Raw genomic sequence first — 19485 nt, 5'->3', positions numbered from 1 at the left:
CACAATCCCAAAATTGTTGTCAGATACGCCGAGCTGCGCCCACAAATCCGCTGCCGATCCGTGGTGAAGGCCGATCCGATCTGGCAACAAAGCGATAGCGATTTGCATTCGAAATGCTACCGCTCAACGGCGCGTTGCCCGTTCATTCACGCGCCCACGCAATCCTGTGGATCCCATCTGCACTGCTCATACGGCGCTGTAAACACGGAACGACGCGTCATCGCGGACATCGCTTGCGCTCTCGTTCCGCTCTCGCTATTGTCCAAAACGATAGCAATGCGATAGCGCCATCGGGGCGTCTTCGACCATCAGGACGGAAATGAACGCAGCACCCGACACCGCTCAGCACATCCCGGCCGGTCTCCCGTGGCCATGCGCAGCCGACCCCGACCGGTGGCTGGAGGCCGGTGACGACCCCGAACTCAAGGCGTTGTGCCGCGCCTGCCCTCGGCGCTTCCCGTGCGCCAAGGATGCGCTGAACACGCCTGCCGCCGTGGGAATGTGGTCGGCGGTGTACCTGCCGCCCGACGGCCGGGCCCGCCAGTTCGCGCTGCGCCAGCTGCGCTCACTGGTCGCGCATACCGAAGCCACCGGATGACCCGCCCAGCCGACGGCGCGAGCGCCGCTACTGTGCGCTGCCCGCCGGCCAGCCGGGAAACGCCGGCAGGGTGGGGTAATCCGAGCGCGGGTGCACGCCGGCGGACAGGAACAGCCGATGCTCGCGCGTGTCGGGTGCCTTCGCCTGGCACTCGTTCGTGTCGTCGACCATCGTCGGCCACTGCGGCGGCGGCCCGTGGAGGTAGGTGGCGGCCGCCATCTCCTCGGTGATTTTCCAGCCGCCGAACACGTCGTCGACCGGCGCCGATGCCGGCCCTTTCTGCGGCGGCAACGGTGCTGACCCAGCTGGCGGCGGGGTCAACGCGAGCCGGAATACACCGACCGTATCGGTGGGTCGTCGGTTGGGGTCGTCCGTTCCGTACCTGCCGTCACCGAGATCGTCGGCGATGCCGTAGAACCAACCGCAGTACACCGCAACCAGATTGGTGCCCGACGGCTCGATGCGCAGGATGTGCAGGCGGTCGGTGCCGACCAGGGGGTAAATATTGGCCCGAGGGTTGCGGGGATAGTGCGGGGCCGGCGGCGGGGTGCCCGGCGGCGGCAGCGCGTGCGCGTAGCCCGGATAGAGGAAGTCCTCGCGGCCCCCAAACGTCACACCCGTGCCGGATTCCTCGAATGCGCGCACCACCACCGCCGGTCCGGTCAGCAGATCGACGCCCGGCTCAGCGCTCCACACCACCCGCACCTGCGCCATCGTTCCGGTCCAGGGTCCGCTCGGCGGTGGCGGCGGTGTCGGCCGCTGCCCGGGGGTCCCCGAATGACAGCCCGCGACAAGGGCAACCGCGCAGCCTGCGGCCACCGCGCGCAGCAGGCGGCGCCGCTGACCGCCGGTCATCGATGGCCGGCTTTCCACGGCTGCGGGTCTTTGATCACGTTGTTGTAGTCGCCGGTGACGTGGGTGTCGATCAAGCCGGCGTTGTCCGGGCCCACGAACGGCACCAGCGCGTTGTGCAGGAAGTCGCGGTAGTCCTCCGGACCGTGCCACTTCATCTGGCCCCTGAGGTCTTGGGGCAGCTGGTCCCAGCCGGCCACCTCTCACCCCCGGCTGGGATCGGTCGGGTCGACCGGCCGCAAGAAGGTGTCGGGACTGAAGCCGTCGATCGGGTGGGTGGCCACGATCCCGGTCAGCGCCTCGCGGTAGGGCGCCTCCCCAGGCATGTCCGGCATCACCGGCGACGCGCCGACTTTCGGCTCCGGACCCAGGACGATGTCTTTGAGCGCGGTGCCCGCGACGTCGGTGGCCAGTCCGCCGGCCGGCCCACCCACCACACCGGCTCCGGTGCCCGCGAATTTGGTCGCATATTCGTAGGCCGATTTCTTCAGGTTGTAGGCGTCGATCGCCCGTTCGGCGGCGTTGGCGTGATTGGCGTCCAACGCGTTGCGGGTGCCGATGTCCATCAGCGCCTGCAGCCTGGCGGCCCGGGCAAGGTCGGCGGTGTTCGACGCCATCGACGGGTCGGCGGCCACCATCTGTGCATAGGCATGCTGGTCGGCGGCGATGTCACCAATGACCGCGCCGTTGAACACATTTGACGCGTCCTTGTCCGTGGACAGCACCGAGAACACACCCTTGGCGATCGGCAGCGTCGAATGGTCGATGTCGTAGGCGGTGTCGGGTGGATAGAAGTTCTCCAGCCCCGGCACATTCTGTTCTCCGGCGATCGCCGGGGCGTACGGTGCCAGACCCTGGGCGAAACCCTGCGTCAGCGCCGGGTTGAGCTGCCCGAGGGTCCGATGGCCGGGCAGGTCCAGCAGCGGTTTGGCGTGCTCGCCAAGATATTTCGAGTACGCGTCGGCGGTCTGGCCCGGCATCACCGCCTTCGGGCCGGTGGTCTGGCTGGTCCAGTTGAACAGCCCCGCCGCGGCCTGGCCGTGGTCGTCCCACGGATGGTGGGTGAGCGCGTCGAGGAACTGACTGGTCGTCATGTTCGGCAGGTACTCGCTGGTGCTGGAGCCGGTGATGATCCCGCGGTCGACCATATGGTCGCGGCCCGCACCGGAAAAGATGGTCTTGATCGTGTCGTCGGCGCTGTGGTCTCCGCCCGACATCCCGGGCCAGCTGCGGTTGCCCTCTTCGCCTGCCAGCATTTCCGCGCCGCGGCCCATCAGCGCGTTGTCGATGTCGCTGTCGTGCTGCAGCGCCGGGCTGCCCTGCTTGACGATGCCGCCGATGACGCCCAGGGCGTCCTTGTTCGGCAAGTCGTTCATCGCCAACCCCGAATTCGGATCGATCTTCATCACCGAACCCGGCTGCGTCAGCGGGCCCTGCATGCTGCGCGGCAACTGGGTCAGCCCACCCGTGACGCGGCTGCCGGCGTCCTCGGTGGCGCCCACCTTCAGCGGGGTGTTCGGGAACGAGACGTTGCGGTTGCTCATCAGCTGCCAGGAGTCGCCGATCAGCCGGCTGTCGGGGCCGAGCCGGTCCTGCGCACGCTTGAGGTCCTCCAGCGACATTCCGTTCTGCTGGGCCTGCAGCTGAGAGAGCACCGACGCCTGCTCGGGGGTCAGCGGGGCCTTGCCGGCCAGCTGCTCGGGGGTGACGCTTTCCAGCACCCCCTGCACCCGGTTGGCGGCGTTCTTGTCGCCGCCCAGCGCGTCGTGGACGTCGTGTTCGGCCTGTTCAGGTGTCTCGACGCCATGGCCGGCCAGCTCGTCATCCAGCGCCTGGGCCGACGCGTCGCCGGCGGCGGTCTTGATCGCCTCGGCCAGCTCCTCATCGGCGATGCTGGCGAGGGCATGCAGCTGGTGGATGCGGCGCTCGAGCTCGGCGATCTCGTTGTGCAGGCGCACCCGCGAGTCGCGGTCGGCGGGTTCGACGTAGCTGAACGTCTCGGTCTCCGGATCGATCGTGATGCCGTGGCCGGCCTCCTCGGCCTTGATCGCCTCCCAGTCGGCCTTGATGGCACGCACTTGGGTTTCGGCGGCGCTGGCCGCGCGCCCGACAGCCTCGGCGTCGGCGGCGTGATTGTTCAGATCCTGGCGGATCCGGTCATGGGCGCCCATCGCCGCATCATGGGCGGCGCCGTCCCACGGCACCGCACGCATCACGTCGCCGAAGTTGTCGGCCGCCGCGCGGGTGCCCTCCCACGCGAAATGCACGCCTGAAACACCGTGTGGATGTCGTCGGGATTCCAGCGTTCGATGTCAGCCAGCGTGAGCCCAGACACCCCTCACCTCTTGTTCGCCTTTTCAAACAGAATCTACCGGCCGCCCGACGCTGCTCCCGACGGCAATGTGTGCACCCCCTCGGCCGGGGCGACGGTGTTGACTGGTTTGCCCGTGGGGCGACTCGTGGTCTGGTTGACTGAGTTGCCATGGGGGCTTCCAGGGGCGGGAACGATATGTCGGACAACGGGATTGCCGTCGGGACGGCGGTGAGGGTGTATCCGGACACCGACCGGGAACGGCTCGGAACTGTCGTTGAGGACTTCGGTGAGAGCGCGGGGCTGGCGGTCGACGTGGGTGGCCACACCATCGCCGGGGCGGCGCGGCGCTGGGGTGTGCAGCTCGGCGACGGTGACCTGGTGTTCGTCGACAGCGCCGACCTCGCGGTCGGGTGAACCGACAGCACTCGCGTAGCATTCTGCTACACTCGTTACAGATTGCTACACGAGGAGGAGTGGTGGCCGAAACCGCCGACCGGGTGACCCGCTTCGCCGCCGACCTGCTCGACGCCGCGGCGGCCGAGGGTGCGCGCCAGAGCCGCTCGGCCAAACAACAGCTCGACCATTGGGCCCGGGTGGGTCGGGCGGTCTCCAGCGGGCAGACCGCCGCGCGCCGTCGAGTGGAGGCCGCGCTGGCCGGCGACCTCGGGCTGGCAGAGCTGAGCGAGGAAGAGGGTGTGGTGTTCAACGCCGAGATCTCCGCATCGATCGAGGAGCATCTGAGCGCGGGCGACTACGGCCGGGTGCTGGCCGGTCGCGGCGTCACCACCGTTGCCCTCAACGACAAGGGCGAGATCATCGAGCACCGTCCCGACGGCACCTCGGCCGTGGTGAACGGCCGGTGAGCCCGGCCCCAAGGAAGATCAACGCCGCAGCCACGCCGTGAACCGGCTCGACCTGGTCGCCGGACCCAACGGCGCCGGTAAGTCGACCTTCGTCGAACTGACCCTGGCGCCGCTGCTGAAAGGCAGCGTGTTCGTCAACGCCGACGAGATCGCCAAAGTGCGCTGGCCCGACGATCCATCGGCCCACGCGTATGAGGCGGCGCTGATCGCCGCCGAGACCCGCGCGAAGCTGATCGAGCTGAGCCGCCCGTTCATCGCCGAGACGGTGTTCTCCCATCCGTCCAAGCTGGAGCTCATCGACACCGCGCACGCCGCCGGCTACACGGTGGTGCTGCATGTGCTGCTCATCCCCGAGGAGCTGGCGGTGGCCCGCGTGGACTACCGGGTGCGCGCCGGCGGACACCCGGTGGCGCAGAACAAGATTCGCCAGCGCTACCACCGGCTGTGGCCACTGGTCGCCGAGGCGATCACCCGCTGCGAACAAACCACCGTCTACGACAACAGCGCCATCAAAGGCCCACGGATCGTGGCACAGTTCAACCAGGGCTTCATTGTCGGCTCCCCCGACTGGCCGGCCTGGACACCGCAGCCGTTGCAATCCCGTTGGCCGCACTCATGATCGCGGCCGCGCAGCGGCCGGACCACATACATATAACCATTGCGATTGGGCCGTAGCCTGTTTCACCATGGATTTCGCACTGCAAGCCTGTGGCTGGCGCGGTCATGCCACCTTCGCTCCGGACGAGCCCGAACTGCAAGCCAGGCTGCGGGTCCAGACCCCAGCCGGCGAAGCCTGGCGATGTCTGCGATGCGAAACCTTCGTCATCGGCCCACCCGCCGCCCACGGGCCTGCAGCCAGCGCACCGCACGTGCGGCGCGGACGCCACCTGCGCGACGTCATCATCATGCGCGCGCTGGCCATCGAACGCGTCGTGCGCGCGGTGATCTTCAGCTTGCTCGCCGCGGGCGTACTAGCCGTGCGCGGGACCAACGGCCGATTACAAACAGCGTTCGAAAACGAACTGCCACTGATCCGCCCGTTGGCCGACCAGATCGGATGGAATACAGACAACTCCAAGATTCTGCATCGCATCGACCAGGCATTCTCGCTGTCACCGACAATCTTGGCGTGGATCGCCACCGGGTTATTCGCCTATGCGACAATCGAATTGATCGAAGCAATCGGACTATGGCTGATCACGCGGTGGGGCGAATACTTCGCGGTGATCGCGACCAGCGTCTTTCTACCCCTCGAGATCTACGAACTGACCGAGAAGGTCACGGCGTTTCGCGCTATCGCTTTGATCATCAACATCGTCGCCGTGATATGGCTGCTGTGGACCAAGAGACTCTTCGGCCTCAACGGCGGCGCCGAGGCCTATCACGCCGAACACGACGCCGCGACGCTGCTCGCCGTCGAACAGGCCGCATTGGCATAAGACGCGTCTGCCAGGACTGAGACTTCGGCGTCGACAGTAACGCGGTGGCAGCATCCCGCCCGGGTAAGTCGCCAAACATGTGCCCGCCGCAGGCTTACGGTCCACGGCTGACAATCGCGTGGCCCCTGAAATATCCAGTTCCGCAACGAGTTATGTACCGAGCATCAACAAGACTAGCTGAAACAACGATGGTTCTGATCTTGGCTGACACGCCGAGAGTCACCTTTGCCTTCTGGCCTTCCGATTGTGGCCGGCGCGCCGCTGCGCGCAAGGCACCGGCCTTCGCTGCGCTACGGGCCCCAGGGGGCTCGCGGAGTTCTTTTCAAACGCCGGGCTCCTGCGGATCGGGCGAAAAGAGCTCCGCGCCCGGACCATTGCGCTTTCGCGTCGCCTGCCGGCCGGGATCTCCAGTGCCAGAAGGCAAACAAAAACGGGCGGCCCACGCCCACGACCCGAAAGGGAGATCATGACCGGAACCTTGGAGCACCTCGATCCCACGGCACTGGTGATCGGTGAGAACGTACGCGACGACACCGCACTGGACCCACGTTTCCTTGCCAGCGTGGCTGGCAGGTGGTCGCGGATCCAGGCGCGGCGAACCTCCGAGGGCCCGGTCTGCTGGTCGACCACGCTGCGCAGAAAGGCCGATGCAACGATATCCGCGTTGTCGGAGCCATTCGCTACAACAAATCATGCCCACATTGCGCTCAAACGCGGAAGTCACGTCAATTCAATTGCCGCGCGCGGATATCCAGCACCAACAACACCAACGCGGATATCACCGCCGAAACCCACATCGACGACCTTTGTGCACAAATGTCATCGTGTGGATATCACAAAAATAACGTAACTGAGTTGCTGCCAACGCATTTAGAATAGAAATACGAAGCACCCATCGAAAAGGTCTCTCATGCAACACATCACCGTTTACACCAAACCCGGCTGCCCACAATGCCGCGCCACCCTGCGCGCACTCGAACGCGCCGGCTTGGACTACGAGACTGTCGACCTCAGCACCGACCCGCACGCGCGCGACTTCGTGATGAGCCTGGGCCACGTGCAGGCCCCGGTGGTGCTCGCCAACGACCGGCACTGGAGCGGATTTCGCCCCGACCACATCGACGACCTGGCTAGCGAGGTCGCCTGAGACATGTTCACGCGCACTATCCACCATCCACAGACATCGGCGCTGACGACGCACCCGGGACGGGAAGTGGCACTTGCAGCGCTGGAACAGTTCCTGCGAACTACCGGGCAGCACCACCGCATCAGCACCGCCATCTGGACCCACGCCGACTACGAGATCCTCGACGGGGATGGCGGCATCGTGGGCTCGGCTGCGATCGACGAGATCTGCGTGTGCAGCCACGCCGCGCGCGACCACGACGAGATCGGCTGCACCGCAATCACCTTCGCTGCCGGACCGCTCGCCGAGTGCCCATGCCAGGGGCACCGCCCCGTCATCGCCGAGGCAGACCTGTTCGCACCTGAGGTGCCGACATGAGCAGCGCACCCAAGCTGACCGTCGTCGAGCACGACACCGCGGCTCCCGCGCACCGCGCCGAAGCCACCCTGCGCCACTGGGATCCCGAAGCCCAGCTGATCGGAGCGCTGCTGCACCTACCGGCCGCCAAAGCCGCGCCCATCCTCGCGCTGGTGCCCGACACCGCTGTGTGGCATCCCGATCATCGCTGGGTCTATGAGATCGTCCGCCACCTCGTTGACACCGGCGCCGACCCGGATCCAGTCGTAGTGTTGCGTACCGCCCGGCATCGCCCGCCTGCTGATGGTGGGCGCACCGTCACCGCCCGCCGCCACCACGCTTTCGCAGTGCGCCTCGCCGAGCTCTACACCAACACCGTCAACCCCGCCATGATCGACCAGTACACCCGCGAAGTGCTCGAGGACACCTACCGCCGCGCCGTTGGATTCCACGGCACCCGGATGACCCAACTCGCCGAAAGCGACTGTTCCCGAGAAGAACTCACCGACTACTTGACCACGATGCGCGCCGAGCTGGCGGAGCTGTGGCGGCGAGCCGAGGCCGCCGGATCCCGTCGACGCGGCGCCCGACGCTGACATCGTCGCCGCGGGCAGCGCGATGATCGTCGCGACGGACTGCACGCTGGCCTCAATCATGTAGCGCCGTGCGTACGCCCTTGGCCGCCTGCGGCGGCCAAGTCAAGATCCGTAGCCACTCACCTTCTTGCCGTCAGCGCTCGCCCATTGTGGCCGGCGGGGCCCCGACCGCGTCAACCCACGCCGCTTCTCGCGCTCGCCCGTTCTCCGCTGCGCTACGCCCGTGCGGCTCCGACGAATTTCGCCAACCCCCGACTCGCTGACGCTCGCCGCGAAATTCGCCTCCTGCGCGGCGGCTTACAGGGGTTGACCCGGCCACCCCACCGGCCCGACCCGGCGCCGCCAACCGGCACTGTCCTTCGACCAAACACGAGGTGAATCACCATGACTCAGACACTGCACACCGTTCCGGCGGCCACCATCACCCACACCATCGCCGTCATCCGCGGCGAAATCACCACCGATGTGACCGTGCATCACGCCCGCACCACCGATGCGCGCATCGGCCTGATCTTCGGCACCGCGCTGATGAACCTCTACTCCGCGTCGGCGGCCCAAGGCCTGCTCGAGGCGTTCGCCGCCGCCCGCGCCGCCATGACCCGGGTGCCCCGCGAGATCGCCGCCCCCACCACACCGCCGTATGAGCCGTTCGCCCGCACCACCCTGGCCATCGACTGGACCCGCCGACCCGCCTATTGCGTGGTGCCGCAGTCAGGCCGCAACAAGTTGGGCACCCTGACCATCCACTGGGTCGACCTGCACTGCGGGCCAATCACTTTCCAGATCCGCGACCAACTCGGCCTCAAATCGACACTGGACCTGCTGGCCCGGGTGCACCAGACCGCGGTCGCGGTCTTCCTCGACGGGCCCGAGCACGCCGCCGACCCCACCGACGACGACTACCGGTGCCCGCGATAGCGGCCACACCGGCGCACCGGCTACCGGCGGCCACCCACCACAATTGAGAAATGGACATCGACTACGCGCTGGCGTGGCAGTTCGTCGACCTCGACGGGCGGCCACGCCGGCTGCGGTTCCGCCGCGACGACACCGAAACCGACGACGTCTTATCGGGCGCCGGCCAACTCGTCGCGGTCATCGCCGACCCGCACCGCGCCGACCACGACGACACCATCGCGATCAGCCGCCCCGGCGTCGACTTTTACGCCGTCGAGCAGGCGCTGGAGGGCTGGCGCGAATGGGCGATGCTCGGCGACGAAGCAGTCAACCTCGCCGAAATCCAGCGCCGCATCCACGCCGCAGACTTGGACTGACGCTGCGGTCCCCCGCTGCTCGGACACCGGGGCGGCCAGACCGACAAACGCAATCACAGGATCATCCGGTGATCCGATCACCGGATCACCACCGATGACACGGCGCCTGCGGCGCCGTAAGCGTCCGTAGCCCCTCACCTAACTAGCCGTCAGCGTGCGCCCAGTGTGACCGGCGGGGCCCCGTCGGCGTCAACCCGCGCCGCTATCCGCGCTCGCCCGTTCTTCGCGCCGGCTCGCTGACGCTCACCGCCGCTGCGCCCGTGCGGCACCGTCGAATTTCGCCACCCCCGTGCTCGCTGACGCTCGCCCGGCGAAATTCGCCTCCTGCGCGGCGGCTCAAAGGGGTTGACCCCGCCACCCCACCGGTCGCCCTGTTCTCACGCCAACCGGCGCACCGATCACCTTCGACAAACGAGGAACATCATGAACACACCAGAGCTGACCCTCACCACCCCCGCAGACCTGCTCGCCGCACTGCCCCACCTGCTCGGATTCGTGCCCACCGACGACCTGGTCGCGCTTATGCTCGGCCCCGCAGGCCACCACGACGACAGGACAGTCGCGATGCGCTCCGCGATCCGCTGCCCGCTCACCATCGATCGCGAAGCGGCCGAACGGTTCCCGCGGGCGTGCGGGCTTGACGCCGACCACTTCCCCAGCGCCATCCTGGCCGCGGTCTGCGGCAGGGGTCGCGACGAGCACGCGCGCATGCTCCTGCACACGGTGCGCGCCGCGCTGCACCGCTGCGGCATCGTGGTGCACCGCACGCTGATGACCCACAGCGTCACCGCACCTGGACACTGGCTCGACCTCGACACCGGCCACACCGGCACCACCACCGCCTACATCGACTCCGCGGCCACCGCGCTGGGGGTGATGCAAGGCCGCGTCATCGCCGCCTCCCGCGACCACATCCAACGGGAATTCACCACCACCGACCCGGCCCCGGCCGTGGATGCCGCAGCTCAAGACATCGTCGCACTGGCCGACGCCACCGTGATCGACCTACAGGAGGCCATCACCCGAAACAGCCCGCCCACAACCGATCTGGCGATGCGCGCCGCGCTCGTCGTCACCGCGCACGTCGGATGGCGTGATGCGCTGCTGCGCCTGGCGGCCGGCCGTGAACTCGTCGCGGGTCGGCTGTGGACCCAGATCGCGGCCCCGCACCGCGGGCGCGCACGCGCCGAACTACTGACCATGGCCGCATTCGCCTATTACTGCGGTGAAGACACCGTGCGCGCAGGCATCGCACTGACCCACGCGGCGGCAGCCGCCCGCGACGACGACAGCGCACCCCCGCGCTTGGCGGTCATGCTCGACACCGCACTACGAGCAGGCATGGCGCCCAGCAAGATCTGCCACCTCATCGTTACCGAGCCCACAGCCCCCAGACAGAAACCGCACATATAGTCCCGACACTGCGGCCGGCCGGACTCGACCCCCCCGAAGAGCTGGCCGGCCGCAGCCCTCTCCCGGCCCCGGCCCACGCCCGCCGATCTGTGACTGGATCATCAGACAAGCCGGCCGACATATCCACGTCCTCACCCGCGGTGTCCGCTGCACGCTCAGACGCAGACTCGAATCACCCACACCCCAGCAACTCCCCACCACTCACCGCGCTCCACACCATCCCCGCCGACTCCAACCGCCCCGATCTACATCCATGCGCCCAACCCAGTTCTCCACACCCCCAACACCATCCACACCCCCAGCCCCCAACCCACCCAACCAAAAAACCGTCCGGCACATTGGCACAGCAGTGCAATACTGGTTTCGGACGCGTTGTGGCGCCGCATGATTGCGGCACCACAGCATCCCTGGCGGGATGCTGCACGCGCCCGAAACCGCTGCCCCACAAGGGTCGCCCGGTCACGGCCAGCGGCCACGACGATCACACCTCAGCGAAACCACCTCCACCCCAAACGATCTCACCGACAACGATCGAAGTGTCGACATTGTTGACTATCTCGCGCTTGACGAAGTTCAGCATCAACTACTACAACGACACCGCTGATGCGGCCAAACAAGCCGCCATGGATCGGCGGAGCGCCAACGGCGGGTTGGCCGAGTATTACTCGGAGGGTGATACCCGCACACCCACGTGGCTGGTCGTCGGTGACAAGGAAGCCATCGGCCGCACAACGGGTCTTAGCGAGGCCGCGATGGAGGGCGGGGATGCCGATATCGATGATGCCCGCGTCTGGCTGGATGACGGCACCGCCCCCAACGGAGCCACGGGACGGCAGTTCACCGAGAAGTCGATCCACGGTTTCGATTTGACGTTCGCGGCCCCGAAGTCGGTGAGCCTGATCCGGGCGCTGACCGACGATATCGCCGAAAAAGTCCTCGTCACTGCCCACACCAAGGCCGTGCACGCCGCGATGACCTACCTGAAAGAGCACGCCGGCTACACCCGGGTACACAATCTGATCACCGACACCAAGGACCTGCAGCGGCTGCCGGGCCTGGTGGGGATCGCCTATCAGCATGAGACGTCGCGGTGCGGTGATCCGCACCTGCACACCCATGTCATCGTCCCAAATCGTCAGCCCCGCCGGGACGGCCGGCTGGTGTCGATCGATTCGAAGAGCCTGTATCACGAGGCCAAGGCCGCCGGGGTGATCTATCAGGCGACCTTGCGCCACGAGCTCCACGCCGAACGCGGCTTCGAGTGGGCACTGGTGGACCCGCACACCGGGATGGCCGAGATCGCCGGCGTCACCAAAGAAACCATCAAGGCGTGGTCGCAGCGCTCCACCCGGCTGCGGGAATGGGCCAACGACAATCTGGTGATCGTCGACGGTGAGCCGACGGCCGCGCAGTTGGCGGCCGCGCAGAAAGCGACCCGACCGGCCAAGCCGGAGTCCCTCGCCTGGACCGAGCTCAAAGAGCAGTGGCGCGCCGACGCGCGCGGCCTGGGTCTGGACCGCGCCGCGCATGTCGCGGCGCGCACACTGCGCCGCGCCGCCGCGCGCGGCGCCCACCGCGGTGCGGCCGACCGCGCGCACATCGCCGCGTGCGCCGCGCAGATCGACAAGGCCGCGTTCACCCGCGCCGACATGGTGGAGCTGATCGGCGCGCAGCTGCCGATCGACGCGCCCGGCGACCCGCGCGCACTGATCGAAGAGCTGGTGGAGGCGGTGAGCGTGCGCATCAGCGCGCCGCGCGCCGCGCACCGCCGCGAGGGACACGAGCGCTTCACCATCGACGCGGTCATCGCCGAGGAGCAGCGCGTCCTGGACATGGCCGACGCGGCGCACACCGGGGCGCGCCTAGATGTGCGCGCCCAGGACCTCGGCGACCTGTCGGTCGATCAGCAGCGCGCGATCGCCGCGATCGCCACCTCACCGTTTCTCGTCCAACCGCTGCAAGCTCCCGCGGGCGCGGGCAAGACGCACTCCCTGAAGGCGCTGCGCGCCGCGGCGCACCGCGCACGCAAACAGGTGCTGGTGCTGGCGCCGACCGGTAAGGCCGTCGATGAGGCGATGGCCGAAGGCGCCGGCGACCACGGCCTCACCGTCGCCAAAGCACTCACACTGATCGAAGACAACCGACTGGGCGTCGACGCGCGCACGGTGGTGATCGTGGATGAGGCCTCGATGCTCGGCACCCCGGAGCTCAAGAAGCTGCTGGCGTGCGCCACCCTGGGCCGGGCCAAGATGGTGCTGGTCGGCGACGCCTATCAGCTGGCGCCGGTGCGGGCGCGCGGCGGCATGTTCGAGCAGTTGTGCGCCGAGTTGCCGTGGAGCCAGCGCCTTGGTGAGGTGTGGCGGATGAAAGATCCCGAGGAGCGCGACATGTCGCTGGCGCTGCGCGCCGCGCACGGCAACCGGTTGCGCAGCGCGGTCAAGTGGTATCGCGACCGCGGCCGGCTGCACACCGGAGATCCCATCGCGATGGCCGCCGACGCGCTACAGGCCTACCTCGACGACCGCGCCAACGCCAAAGACGCGCTGGTGATCTGCGACACCTGGGAAATGGCCGACGCACTGAACCGCCGACTGCACGACACGCTGACCGGCCCGGGCCCAGCCGTGACAGCCGCGCGTGAGCAGCAGATCCGGGTCGGTGACATCGTGATGAGCCGGAAAAACGACGCCACCATCGCGGTGCATCCCGGCCCGCAACACAGGCCCACCGACGCGGTGGATCAGGTGCGCAACGGTAACCGGTGGCGAGTGGCCGGCATCGACACCGCAACCAATCGGATTGCCGCCCAACGGCTCAGCGATCAGGCCCGCGCGGTGTTTGACGCCGACTACCTCACCGAGCACATCACGCTGGGCTATGCGGCCACGGTGCACTCCGCGCAAGGCGTCACCGCCGACAGCTGCTATGCCGTCCTCGGTGAGGGCGCCACCCGGGCGATGCTGTATGTCGCGATGACCCGCGGCAGGCACAACAACGAGGCGTTCTTGTATCAGCGGCTGGCCCAGGAGGGCGACCATGAACACGCCGCACCCCTGACGGCGCCCGGGATCCACCAGGTCCGGCGCGGCGACAAGCATTCCGCCGCTTACCATTTCCGCCAAATCCTGGGCAACGACGAGCGGCCCCGCACCATGCACACCGAGGCCGAACGCACCGAACCTCACTTGCTTCCCGAGGCGGTCGCCGAGGTGATCCAACGCAACCACGTACGCCGCCGCGTCCGCCGCGCCATGTGGCAGACGCACCGCAGAACCGCTGAAGCCTGGCGCAGCGGTTATGAACGGGTGGCCGCCGCAGCGACCCGCGACGCGGGTATAGGCCTGGAGGTCAGTGGTCTCGAGATGTGATGGGCCACAGTGCTATGTGTCGTTGACGAGAGCGCCGAGTCAACCACCGAATCCGCCGCCGATCGTGCCGCCCGCGCCGTACGGACTCGCCCCGCTGCTATAGGAGGGAAGTCGTCTCTTCTTCGCGATACCGGCACCGACCCAAAAAATGCTCCACGGACCCAAGACAGGACCCACAACGATTCACAACGTGAGCGGGCGCAGCTTCACGCCAACCGCGGCCCCGATCCCGAACAGGCTGAAACCAGCCAGACGAGCCCGACAATTCCAACGGTCACATCGGTCAACCCCGCCGACCGCAACGCTCGTTCTACTTCACGAGGGTGGGCGCGTGGCTGGCGACCGGCTTGGTCGTCGGTGTTGCAGCGCCTCGCTGGGGCTCGACGTCGCTGCCCGGTATGGAGTCGTCGCAGAACCCGTCGGGCCCAGCGCATTGCCCACTGGTCTCGGCGCTGTTGAGTTGGTCTTGCACCTTCTGGTGCCCCGCATCGACGCGCAGGCAGTTCGGCGTGCCCTCGTTGCAGACTGCGAACGCGGGGGCGGCCGGCACCGCAGCGAACAGCGCTCCGGTGATGACGGCGCCGGTGCCGACGAGGGTGGCGATTGTGAAGTGCTTCATGGATGTCTCCTTGGTGCTGAGCGGCTTTGCCCGGTTGTTGGGCGTGTTCGCAATATTCGCGCTCAGAAGGCTGTCGGGAAATCGCCGGAAAGCCAGAACTCACCAGCCGGGAGGGAAGAATGTCCTATCCGATCGGAAAGCCTGCCGCGTCGGCCACCCCGGGAGCCGCTACCCCGAAACCTCAGCGGTGTCCGCGCGGCGCATCGGTGGTGCTCGGGAAGTGCTCGGCGATCGTCGCCGCGATCTCGAGGATGCGCCGGCGGGTGACGCGGTCGAGCTCATTGTCGATGTCCATCACACCGCCGGGGCGCAGATGCCGGTCGAACGGCAGCTGGATCACCGCCTGGCCGTGCTTGCTGAAGTAGCCCGCCAGTTCGGCCCGGGCTTCGGCGTCGGCGTGGCCGTCGGAATCGTTGAGCACGACGACGGTTCGGTGCAACAGGCCCGTGTAGCCGCGTTCGGCCAGCCAATCCAACGTCTGTCCAGCCGCCGACGCGCCGTCCACCCACGTTGAGGACACGATGATCAACGCATCGAGGTCTGCCAAGACCGCTTGCATCACAGGCGAATCCATCGTCGTCCCGCAGTCGATGATCGAGATCGTGAAGTGGCTGTCCAGCCGCGCGGCGGCTTCCCGGTAGGTGGCGGGATCCAACGCCCGGCGCCGCGCTGTCGAGGTTTCACCGGCCAGCACGAACAGGCCGGCGCTGTTGTTGCCCACCCGAGTTCGCATGTCGGCGAAGGTGTTTAGCTGTCGGTCGCTGATCAGCTCCCAATAGGAACCGGATGTGCGGGGATCGATGCGGGTGGCGAGCTTGCCGAACGCGGTGTCGGCGTCGATGGCGACCACCCGGTCGTCCTGGCGGAGTCGGGCGAACAGCGATCCAACGCAGGCGGCGATGGTGGTCTTGCCGGTGCCGCCCTTGCCCAGCACGCCGATTTTGTAGCGGCCCCGCAGCACCGTGCGAACCTTGGCCTCCAGTTCGGCCTCGCGTCGCTCGTCGGGTGACTGGCCGAGGTTGATCAGCCCGAAGGTGGTTCTGAACAGCACCCGCCGCCAACCACGTGAAGGCGGCACCTTACGGGTAGGAACCAGTTCGCTGCTGCGGATCTGGTCGACGTAGGACCAGTTGCCCGCATCGCCGCGACCCGGGCCGCCCGTCTGCGAACTGGGCGCAGCCCACTGACTCGGACCCGGACGTGGCCCCGGATCTGTGTCAACCCAGGGGTTTCCGGGTCGGCTTGCCTGTGCAGACTGGGAGGGCGTCGCACCCTCACCGGACGGCGCGATCGACGTTCGGCTGAAATCGCGGGGCGAATACTCGTCCGTCGCCCCGGCCCACCCGTCGCCCAGCCGATCTTGCTGCTCGCGAACAGGCTCGGTTGGCCCCGGACCCCAGCGCTGCTGACCGGGCTCGTCGGCCGGTGACTGGCTTGGCGGCGGCGCGTAGCGGTCCTCGTCGGACGACGCCCCATTACTTGCGGGCCTAGGGCGTTGAGCATCATCGGTGCGTTGTTCGTTGGCCGGCGCGAACACGGGCTCGAACTCCGACCGGCCGTTGCGGGCTTGATCATCATCTGACGTTGTCGACGCGTCGATGCCGTAATAGCCGGCGGGTCCGCGGGGAGCCGCGGAGGAAGCAGGCCGCTCGGCGGCCGAATCTTCCTCCGCAGAACCAGTCCGGGAGTGCAGCCGCTCCCACGGAGGCGCGGCGTTCGGCTGCGGTAAATCCGGTCGTGCCGGTGCCTGCGCCGGGGGCTCAGCGTGCGCGTTGTCCTCCGGTGCAGCCGACACGTCGGTACTGCTTTCGGAGTCGCTCACGTGCTCATCCTATCGACCATCAACACAGCGCCGCGGGGCCGAGATCTGGGGGCATGGCTCGGGCCACCCCGCTTCGACACCCGCCTGCATCGGCTCGCCAAGCGCTCAACTGTCCGGAACGCGCTGACGTCGTTGCTGTGTCGTCGGTAGCGCGCAGATTAGCGTGCGTGTCGGCTTACGGCGCGTCGCAGGCGAATTCCCCCGCCGCGCAGCTGATCGAGCGGTGGTCCGCCAGCCGCCGCGCGCCCGCACAGCCGGACCCGTGTTCACCCATTGCGACAGTTCTTAGCGTGAGTGCTGGCAACCGGTTGAGCGAGGACAGCCAAAAAGGGCGGCGAAGTTCGAGCTGTACAACGACAAGGCCGGCAAGTACAGGTTTCGGCTGAAGGCCGCCAAGGTGAAGTCATCGCCGTGGGCGAGGCCTACGAGTCAAAGGCCTCGGCCGAGAACGGTGTTGAGTCGGTGAAGAAGAACGCCGCCACCGCCGACGTCGTCGATCTGACGGAGAAGGAGGCACCTTTCTCGTCGGGACCTGATGCTGTTCGGGCCGTAGCACGGCGGACTCGTGCCGGGTTGTGCCTCGGCGGGGTTCGAGGTCCGCAACTGCGACCGTCGAGGTCTTGGACAACCGGACAGCCGACACTCGGGATGGCACTGGATGACGCTCTTCCTGTGCGAGATGCGTTGACTGCCAACAAATTCCTGGTGTCATTGCGTTGTGTCGTGAGAAGTACGCAAGGGCATCCCCCGCCGCGTGCCTCGCATCGTTTGCGCACTTCGCGACCCAAACTCTCCGCGCGACTCAGCGGCGTAGCAACGTGACGCTCTGAGTATTGGGCTGTCCGGCGAACCGGCGGTGCACCAAAGTTTCCAGCGCCCGAGAAAAAAAATGTGTACAAGTGGCCCTCCGCGCCGACTTTATGGTCGTCATCGACCAGTAAAACCGACGATGGACGGGACAGACATGTCACGAGGTATCAACAGCGTTCATACAGGCGAAGCGTCGAATGCCATTTTCGGGCAATCGATTACGGCAGCGGCGCCGTCGCCGCGCAGTGCTCAGGTGGGGTGCCGGTGAACGGCAAGCTTCGACTCAGTGACGTCGAGCGGTGGGATCCCGAATCGCTACGCCAGGTCGCTCGCGCGTCCCGCCTTCGCGCCTGCATCCGACGCCAATATCTATGCCGCCCACGCAGGCATGGTCGGATCGTCCGCGGCGGCCATGGAAGCCAAGCTGGCGCAATGGCAAAGCACAACGGTCGCGCTGACGAACAAACTGACCGAACATGCCCAGGCGCTGACCACGGGCGCCGACGAATTCACCGAGAGCGACCGACACAACGCGGCGATCATCGCCGGACTGACACCGCAACCACCGCGGCCAGATCACGCGCAACGACGTCCGGTGATCGGGCACACCCGCGGATCGTAATGTTCGTCGAGCTGATCGCGAATGAGTCGCACGCACAACGGATGACGCGCATCGAGCCACCGCGCGATGACGACCACACTGACGGCCGAAGCCCCGGCTCGGCGCAATGCCAACGACGCGGACTGGGCATTGGATCCGGTTGTCCAGACATCATCGATCACCATGACGTGCTGGCCGACCACAGTGCCCTCGACGATGAATTTGTCGGCTTCTACGGCGCGATCGCACCGCGCATCGAGTGAGGGCCTCAACACCACGTCGCCCAGCAGGTCCAACGAGTGTGCGATGGACACCATCGGGTGGGTCCCCGTGCGGCTGGTTAGCGACGGAACCACGACCCGCGTCGCGACCGGTTGACCGACCGCGGCGGCAACGCATCGCTGATGGTGAGATATCGCCAAGCGGAGAAGTTCACCGATGATGCGCGTGCAGCGTTCGCGCTCAGCACGCTTGGGGTGGTTCTTGTAATTGCGCAACACCTCTGCCGAGCTGGCGCCGTCTAAGGCATAGATCAGCGGCGCCACGAGATCGGCAGAGCGGGGTGCGCGCCGGTGCTGTCGACAACGCCAGCAGAACCGATAGCCGTCAACCGGCGTTGTGCAGACCGCGCAGTTGCGGAACGGCCTTCGTCGGGCATTGCGTAGCGACGCGACTGGGAGAACGGACGAGTGTGTCCTTATCGGCGCAGTCATGTCCGGCCCTCCAATCACGCGGATCCCTCGACCACGTGACCGCAAGCTATGGCTGCACACCGACGAGATTGCGACGCTATGGACCGATGGTTAACACCAACCGGGCTATCCACAGCCTGTGTAGCGAGGACGACGAAGAGTCGTGTCGCCGCCCGACGTTCCTACGCGTCACTGCCGCGCTGCGACAGCAGAATAGAAGCCCGGTGCTGACGCCCGCCAACTGTCGCGTAACCCGTACCGAACGAATTTCTGCACCTGGCATCCTCCCGGCGGGCAGAGAATAAGACGATGGCAATTAGTCAAGCCGGCCCACCCGGCCCCGCGACGCGGATGACAGCCGTGACTGATGTGACTATTGGTGCGGCGTGTCATCACCGGATGGGCCGCGACCTGCGGCATGCTGCCATGTAGCGCGGATATCCGCGTCGGACGGACACAAGTACAAACGCGGATATCCGCGTCGACCAGGCGCCAGATAGGAGTCCTCGACACCAGCCGGCTCGGCTGAAATCCCATACCGCACAACTTCATACGCATACGCGATAGCCCACCTACGGCGAAACCCCCGGTCCTGCGGACCGAGGGTCGTCGGGTTCGAGTTGCCGCTCGAACCGTCGTGCTTTCGCGCTCTCCCCATCGCTGGAAGGGAATCGTCATGAAAGACGCATTCCACGGTAGCGCACGCCCATCTGGCGGTCTAGTTATCGCGCACCGTGTTCA

At 66.9% G+C, this 19485-nt stretch carries 19 protein-coding genes and 1 pseudogene; 14 read left to right on the top strand and 6 right to left on the bottom strand.

The genetic code is table 11. The features are described from left to right. Window positions 1–319: 319 nt before the first annotated feature. The gene (locus MYCSM_RS32425) at window positions 320–598 is read left to right on the top strand and encodes a WhiB family transcriptional regulator (RefSeq protein ID WP_015297749.1); all 279 of its coding nucleotides are present in this window, start codon (window positions 320–322) and stop codon (window positions 596–598) included. 27 nt (window positions 599–625) lie between these two features. On the opposite strand, the gene MYCSM_RS32420 is transcribed toward MYCSM_RS32425, so the two are convergent. Genes MYCSM_RS32420 through MYCSM_RS32410 form a run of 3 tightly spaced genes read right to left on the bottom strand, consistent with a single transcriptional unit; the run spans window position 626 to window position 3717 of the window. Then, entirely contained in the window at window positions 626–1453 is an 828-nt protein-coding gene (locus tag MYCSM_RS32420) for a hypothetical protein (protein ID WP_015297748.1), read from the bottom strand. After that, a complete protein-coding gene (locus MYCSM_RS32415; RefSeq protein WP_015297747.1) occupies window positions 1450–1650 on the bottom strand; it encodes a hypothetical protein in 201 nt (66 codons plus the stop codon). The genes MYCSM_RS32420 and MYCSM_RS32415 overlap by 4 nt, the downstream gene beginning before the upstream one ends. Window positions 1651–1653: 3 nt before the next feature. Further along, window positions 1654–3717 carry a TPR repeat region-containing protein gene (locus MYCSM_RS32410; protein WP_015297746.1) on the bottom strand — a complete coding sequence of 688 codons (2064 nt, stop codon included), beginning with the start codon at window positions 3715–3717 and terminating at the stop codon, window positions 1654–1656. Window positions 3718–3932: 215 nt separating this feature from the next. Between MYCSM_RS32410 and MYCSM_RS32405 the strand changes: the two genes are divergently transcribed. From MYCSM_RS32405 to mobF, 11 genes are all read left to right on the top strand, one after another. After that, window positions 3933–4178: a hypothetical protein gene (locus MYCSM_RS32405; protein WP_015297745.1), complete on the top strand. Its 246-nt coding sequence runs from the start codon at window positions 3933–3935 to the stop codon at window positions 4176–4178. 62 nt (window positions 4179–4240) lie between these two features. Continuing rightward, window positions 4241–4627: a TA system antitoxin ParD family protein gene (locus MYCSM_RS32400; RefSeq protein WP_015297744.1), complete on the top strand. Its 387-nt coding sequence runs from the start codon at window positions 4241–4243 to the stop codon at window positions 4625–4627. A gap of 37 nt (window positions 4628–4664) precedes the next feature. Then, on the top strand, window positions 4665–5246 hold the full coding sequence (locus MYCSM_RS32395) for a zeta toxin family protein (protein ID WP_015297743.1): 582 nt from the start codon (window positions 4665–4667) through the stop codon (window positions 5244–5246). Window positions 5247–5313: 67 nt separating this feature from the next. Beyond that, complete coding sequence (locus MYCSM_RS32390) at window positions 5314–6066, top strand: DUF2127 domain-containing protein (protein WP_015297742.1); 753 nt, start codon at window positions 5314–5316, stop codon at window positions 6064–6066. Between the two features lie 910 nt (window positions 6067–6976). Beyond that, window positions 6977–7213, top strand: coding sequence for a glutaredoxin-like protein NrdH (gene nrdH / locus MYCSM_RS32385; protein WP_015297740.1), 237 nt, complete (start codon window positions 6977–6979; stop codon window positions 7211–7213). A 3-nt stretch (window positions 7214–7216) separates the two neighbouring features. Further along, entirely contained in the window at window positions 7217–7570 is a 354-nt protein-coding gene (locus MYCSM_RS32380; RefSeq protein WP_015297739.1) for a hypothetical protein, read from the top strand. Then, window positions 7567–8145 (top strand): DnaB-like helicase N-terminal domain-containing protein, encoded by a 579-nt coding sequence (locus MYCSM_RS32375; protein WP_015297738.1) that lies wholly within the window; start codon window positions 7567–7569, stop codon window positions 8143–8145. The genes MYCSM_RS32380 and MYCSM_RS32375 overlap by 4 nt, the downstream gene beginning before the upstream one ends. Window positions 8146–8529: 384 nt before the next feature. Continuing rightward, the gene (locus MYCSM_RS32370; protein WP_015297737.1) at window positions 8530–9063 is read left to right on the top strand and encodes a hypothetical protein; all 534 of its coding nucleotides are present in this window, start codon (window positions 8530–8532) and stop codon (window positions 9061–9063) included. Between the two features lie 50 nt (window positions 9064–9113). Beyond that, window positions 9114–9419, top strand: coding sequence for a hypothetical protein (locus tag MYCSM_RS32365; protein ID WP_015297736.1), 306 nt, complete (start codon window positions 9114–9116; stop codon window positions 9417–9419). A 423-nt stretch (window positions 9420–9842) separates the two neighbouring features. Further along, window positions 9843–10832: a DUF4192 domain-containing protein gene (locus MYCSM_RS32360; RefSeq protein ID WP_015297735.1), complete on the top strand. Its 990-nt coding sequence runs from the start codon at window positions 9843–9845 to the stop codon at window positions 10830–10832. A 545-nt stretch (window positions 10833–11377) separates the two neighbouring features. Beyond that, the gene (gene mobF / locus MYCSM_RS32355) at window positions 11378–14200 is read left to right on the top strand and encodes a MobF family relaxase (protein ID WP_041315893.1); all 2823 of its coding nucleotides are present in this window, start codon (window positions 11378–11380) and stop codon (window positions 14198–14200) included. Window positions 14201–14510: 310 nt separating this feature from the next. On the opposite strand, the gene MYCSM_RS35515 is transcribed toward mobF, so the two are convergent. Then, window positions 14511–14819 carry a hypothetical protein gene (locus MYCSM_RS35515; RefSeq protein ID WP_015297733.1) on the bottom strand — a complete coding sequence of 103 codons (309 nt, stop codon included), beginning with the start codon at window positions 14817–14819 and terminating at the stop codon, window positions 14511–14513. Between the two features lie 181 nt (window positions 14820–15000). Then, the gene (locus MYCSM_RS32345) at window positions 15001–16641 is read right to left on the bottom strand and encodes a nucleotide-binding protein (RefSeq protein WP_015297732.1); all 1641 of its coding nucleotides are present in this window, start codon (window positions 16639–16641) and stop codon (window positions 15001–15003) included. 346 nt (window positions 16642–16987) lie between these two features. On the opposite strand from MYCSM_RS32345, the pseudogene MYCSM_RS38600 reads away from it, so the two are divergent. Both MYCSM_RS38600 and MYCSM_RS32340 read left to right on the top strand, forming a co-directional pair. Continuing rightward, window positions 16988–17142: pseudogene (locus MYCSM_RS38600) on the top strand (YegP family protein); the annotation flags it as partial. Between the two features lie 595 nt (window positions 17143–17737). Beyond that, window positions 17738–18073 carry a WXG100 family type VII secretion target gene (locus MYCSM_RS32340; protein ID WP_015297731.1) on the top strand — a complete coding sequence of 112 codons (336 nt, stop codon included), beginning with the start codon at window positions 17738–17740 and terminating at the stop codon, window positions 18071–18073. Here MYCSM_RS32340 and MYCSM_RS35510 read toward each other — a convergent pair. Beyond that, window positions 18028–18597 (bottom strand): phosphoribosyltransferase, encoded by a 570-nt coding sequence (locus MYCSM_RS35510; RefSeq protein ID WP_051073985.1) that lies wholly within the window; start codon window positions 18595–18597, stop codon window positions 18028–18030. The genes MYCSM_RS32340 and MYCSM_RS35510 overlap by 46 nt on opposite strands. Between the last annotated feature and the right edge of the window lie 888 nt (window positions 18598–19485).

It is taken from the genome of Mycobacterium sp. JS623 (assembly GCF_000328565.1).
In the GTDB taxonomy this organism is placed as follows: Bacteria; Actinomycetota; Actinomycetes; order Mycobacteriales; family Mycobacteriaceae; genus Mycobacterium.
This window is presented reverse-complemented; position numbering and strand designations above follow the sequence as displayed.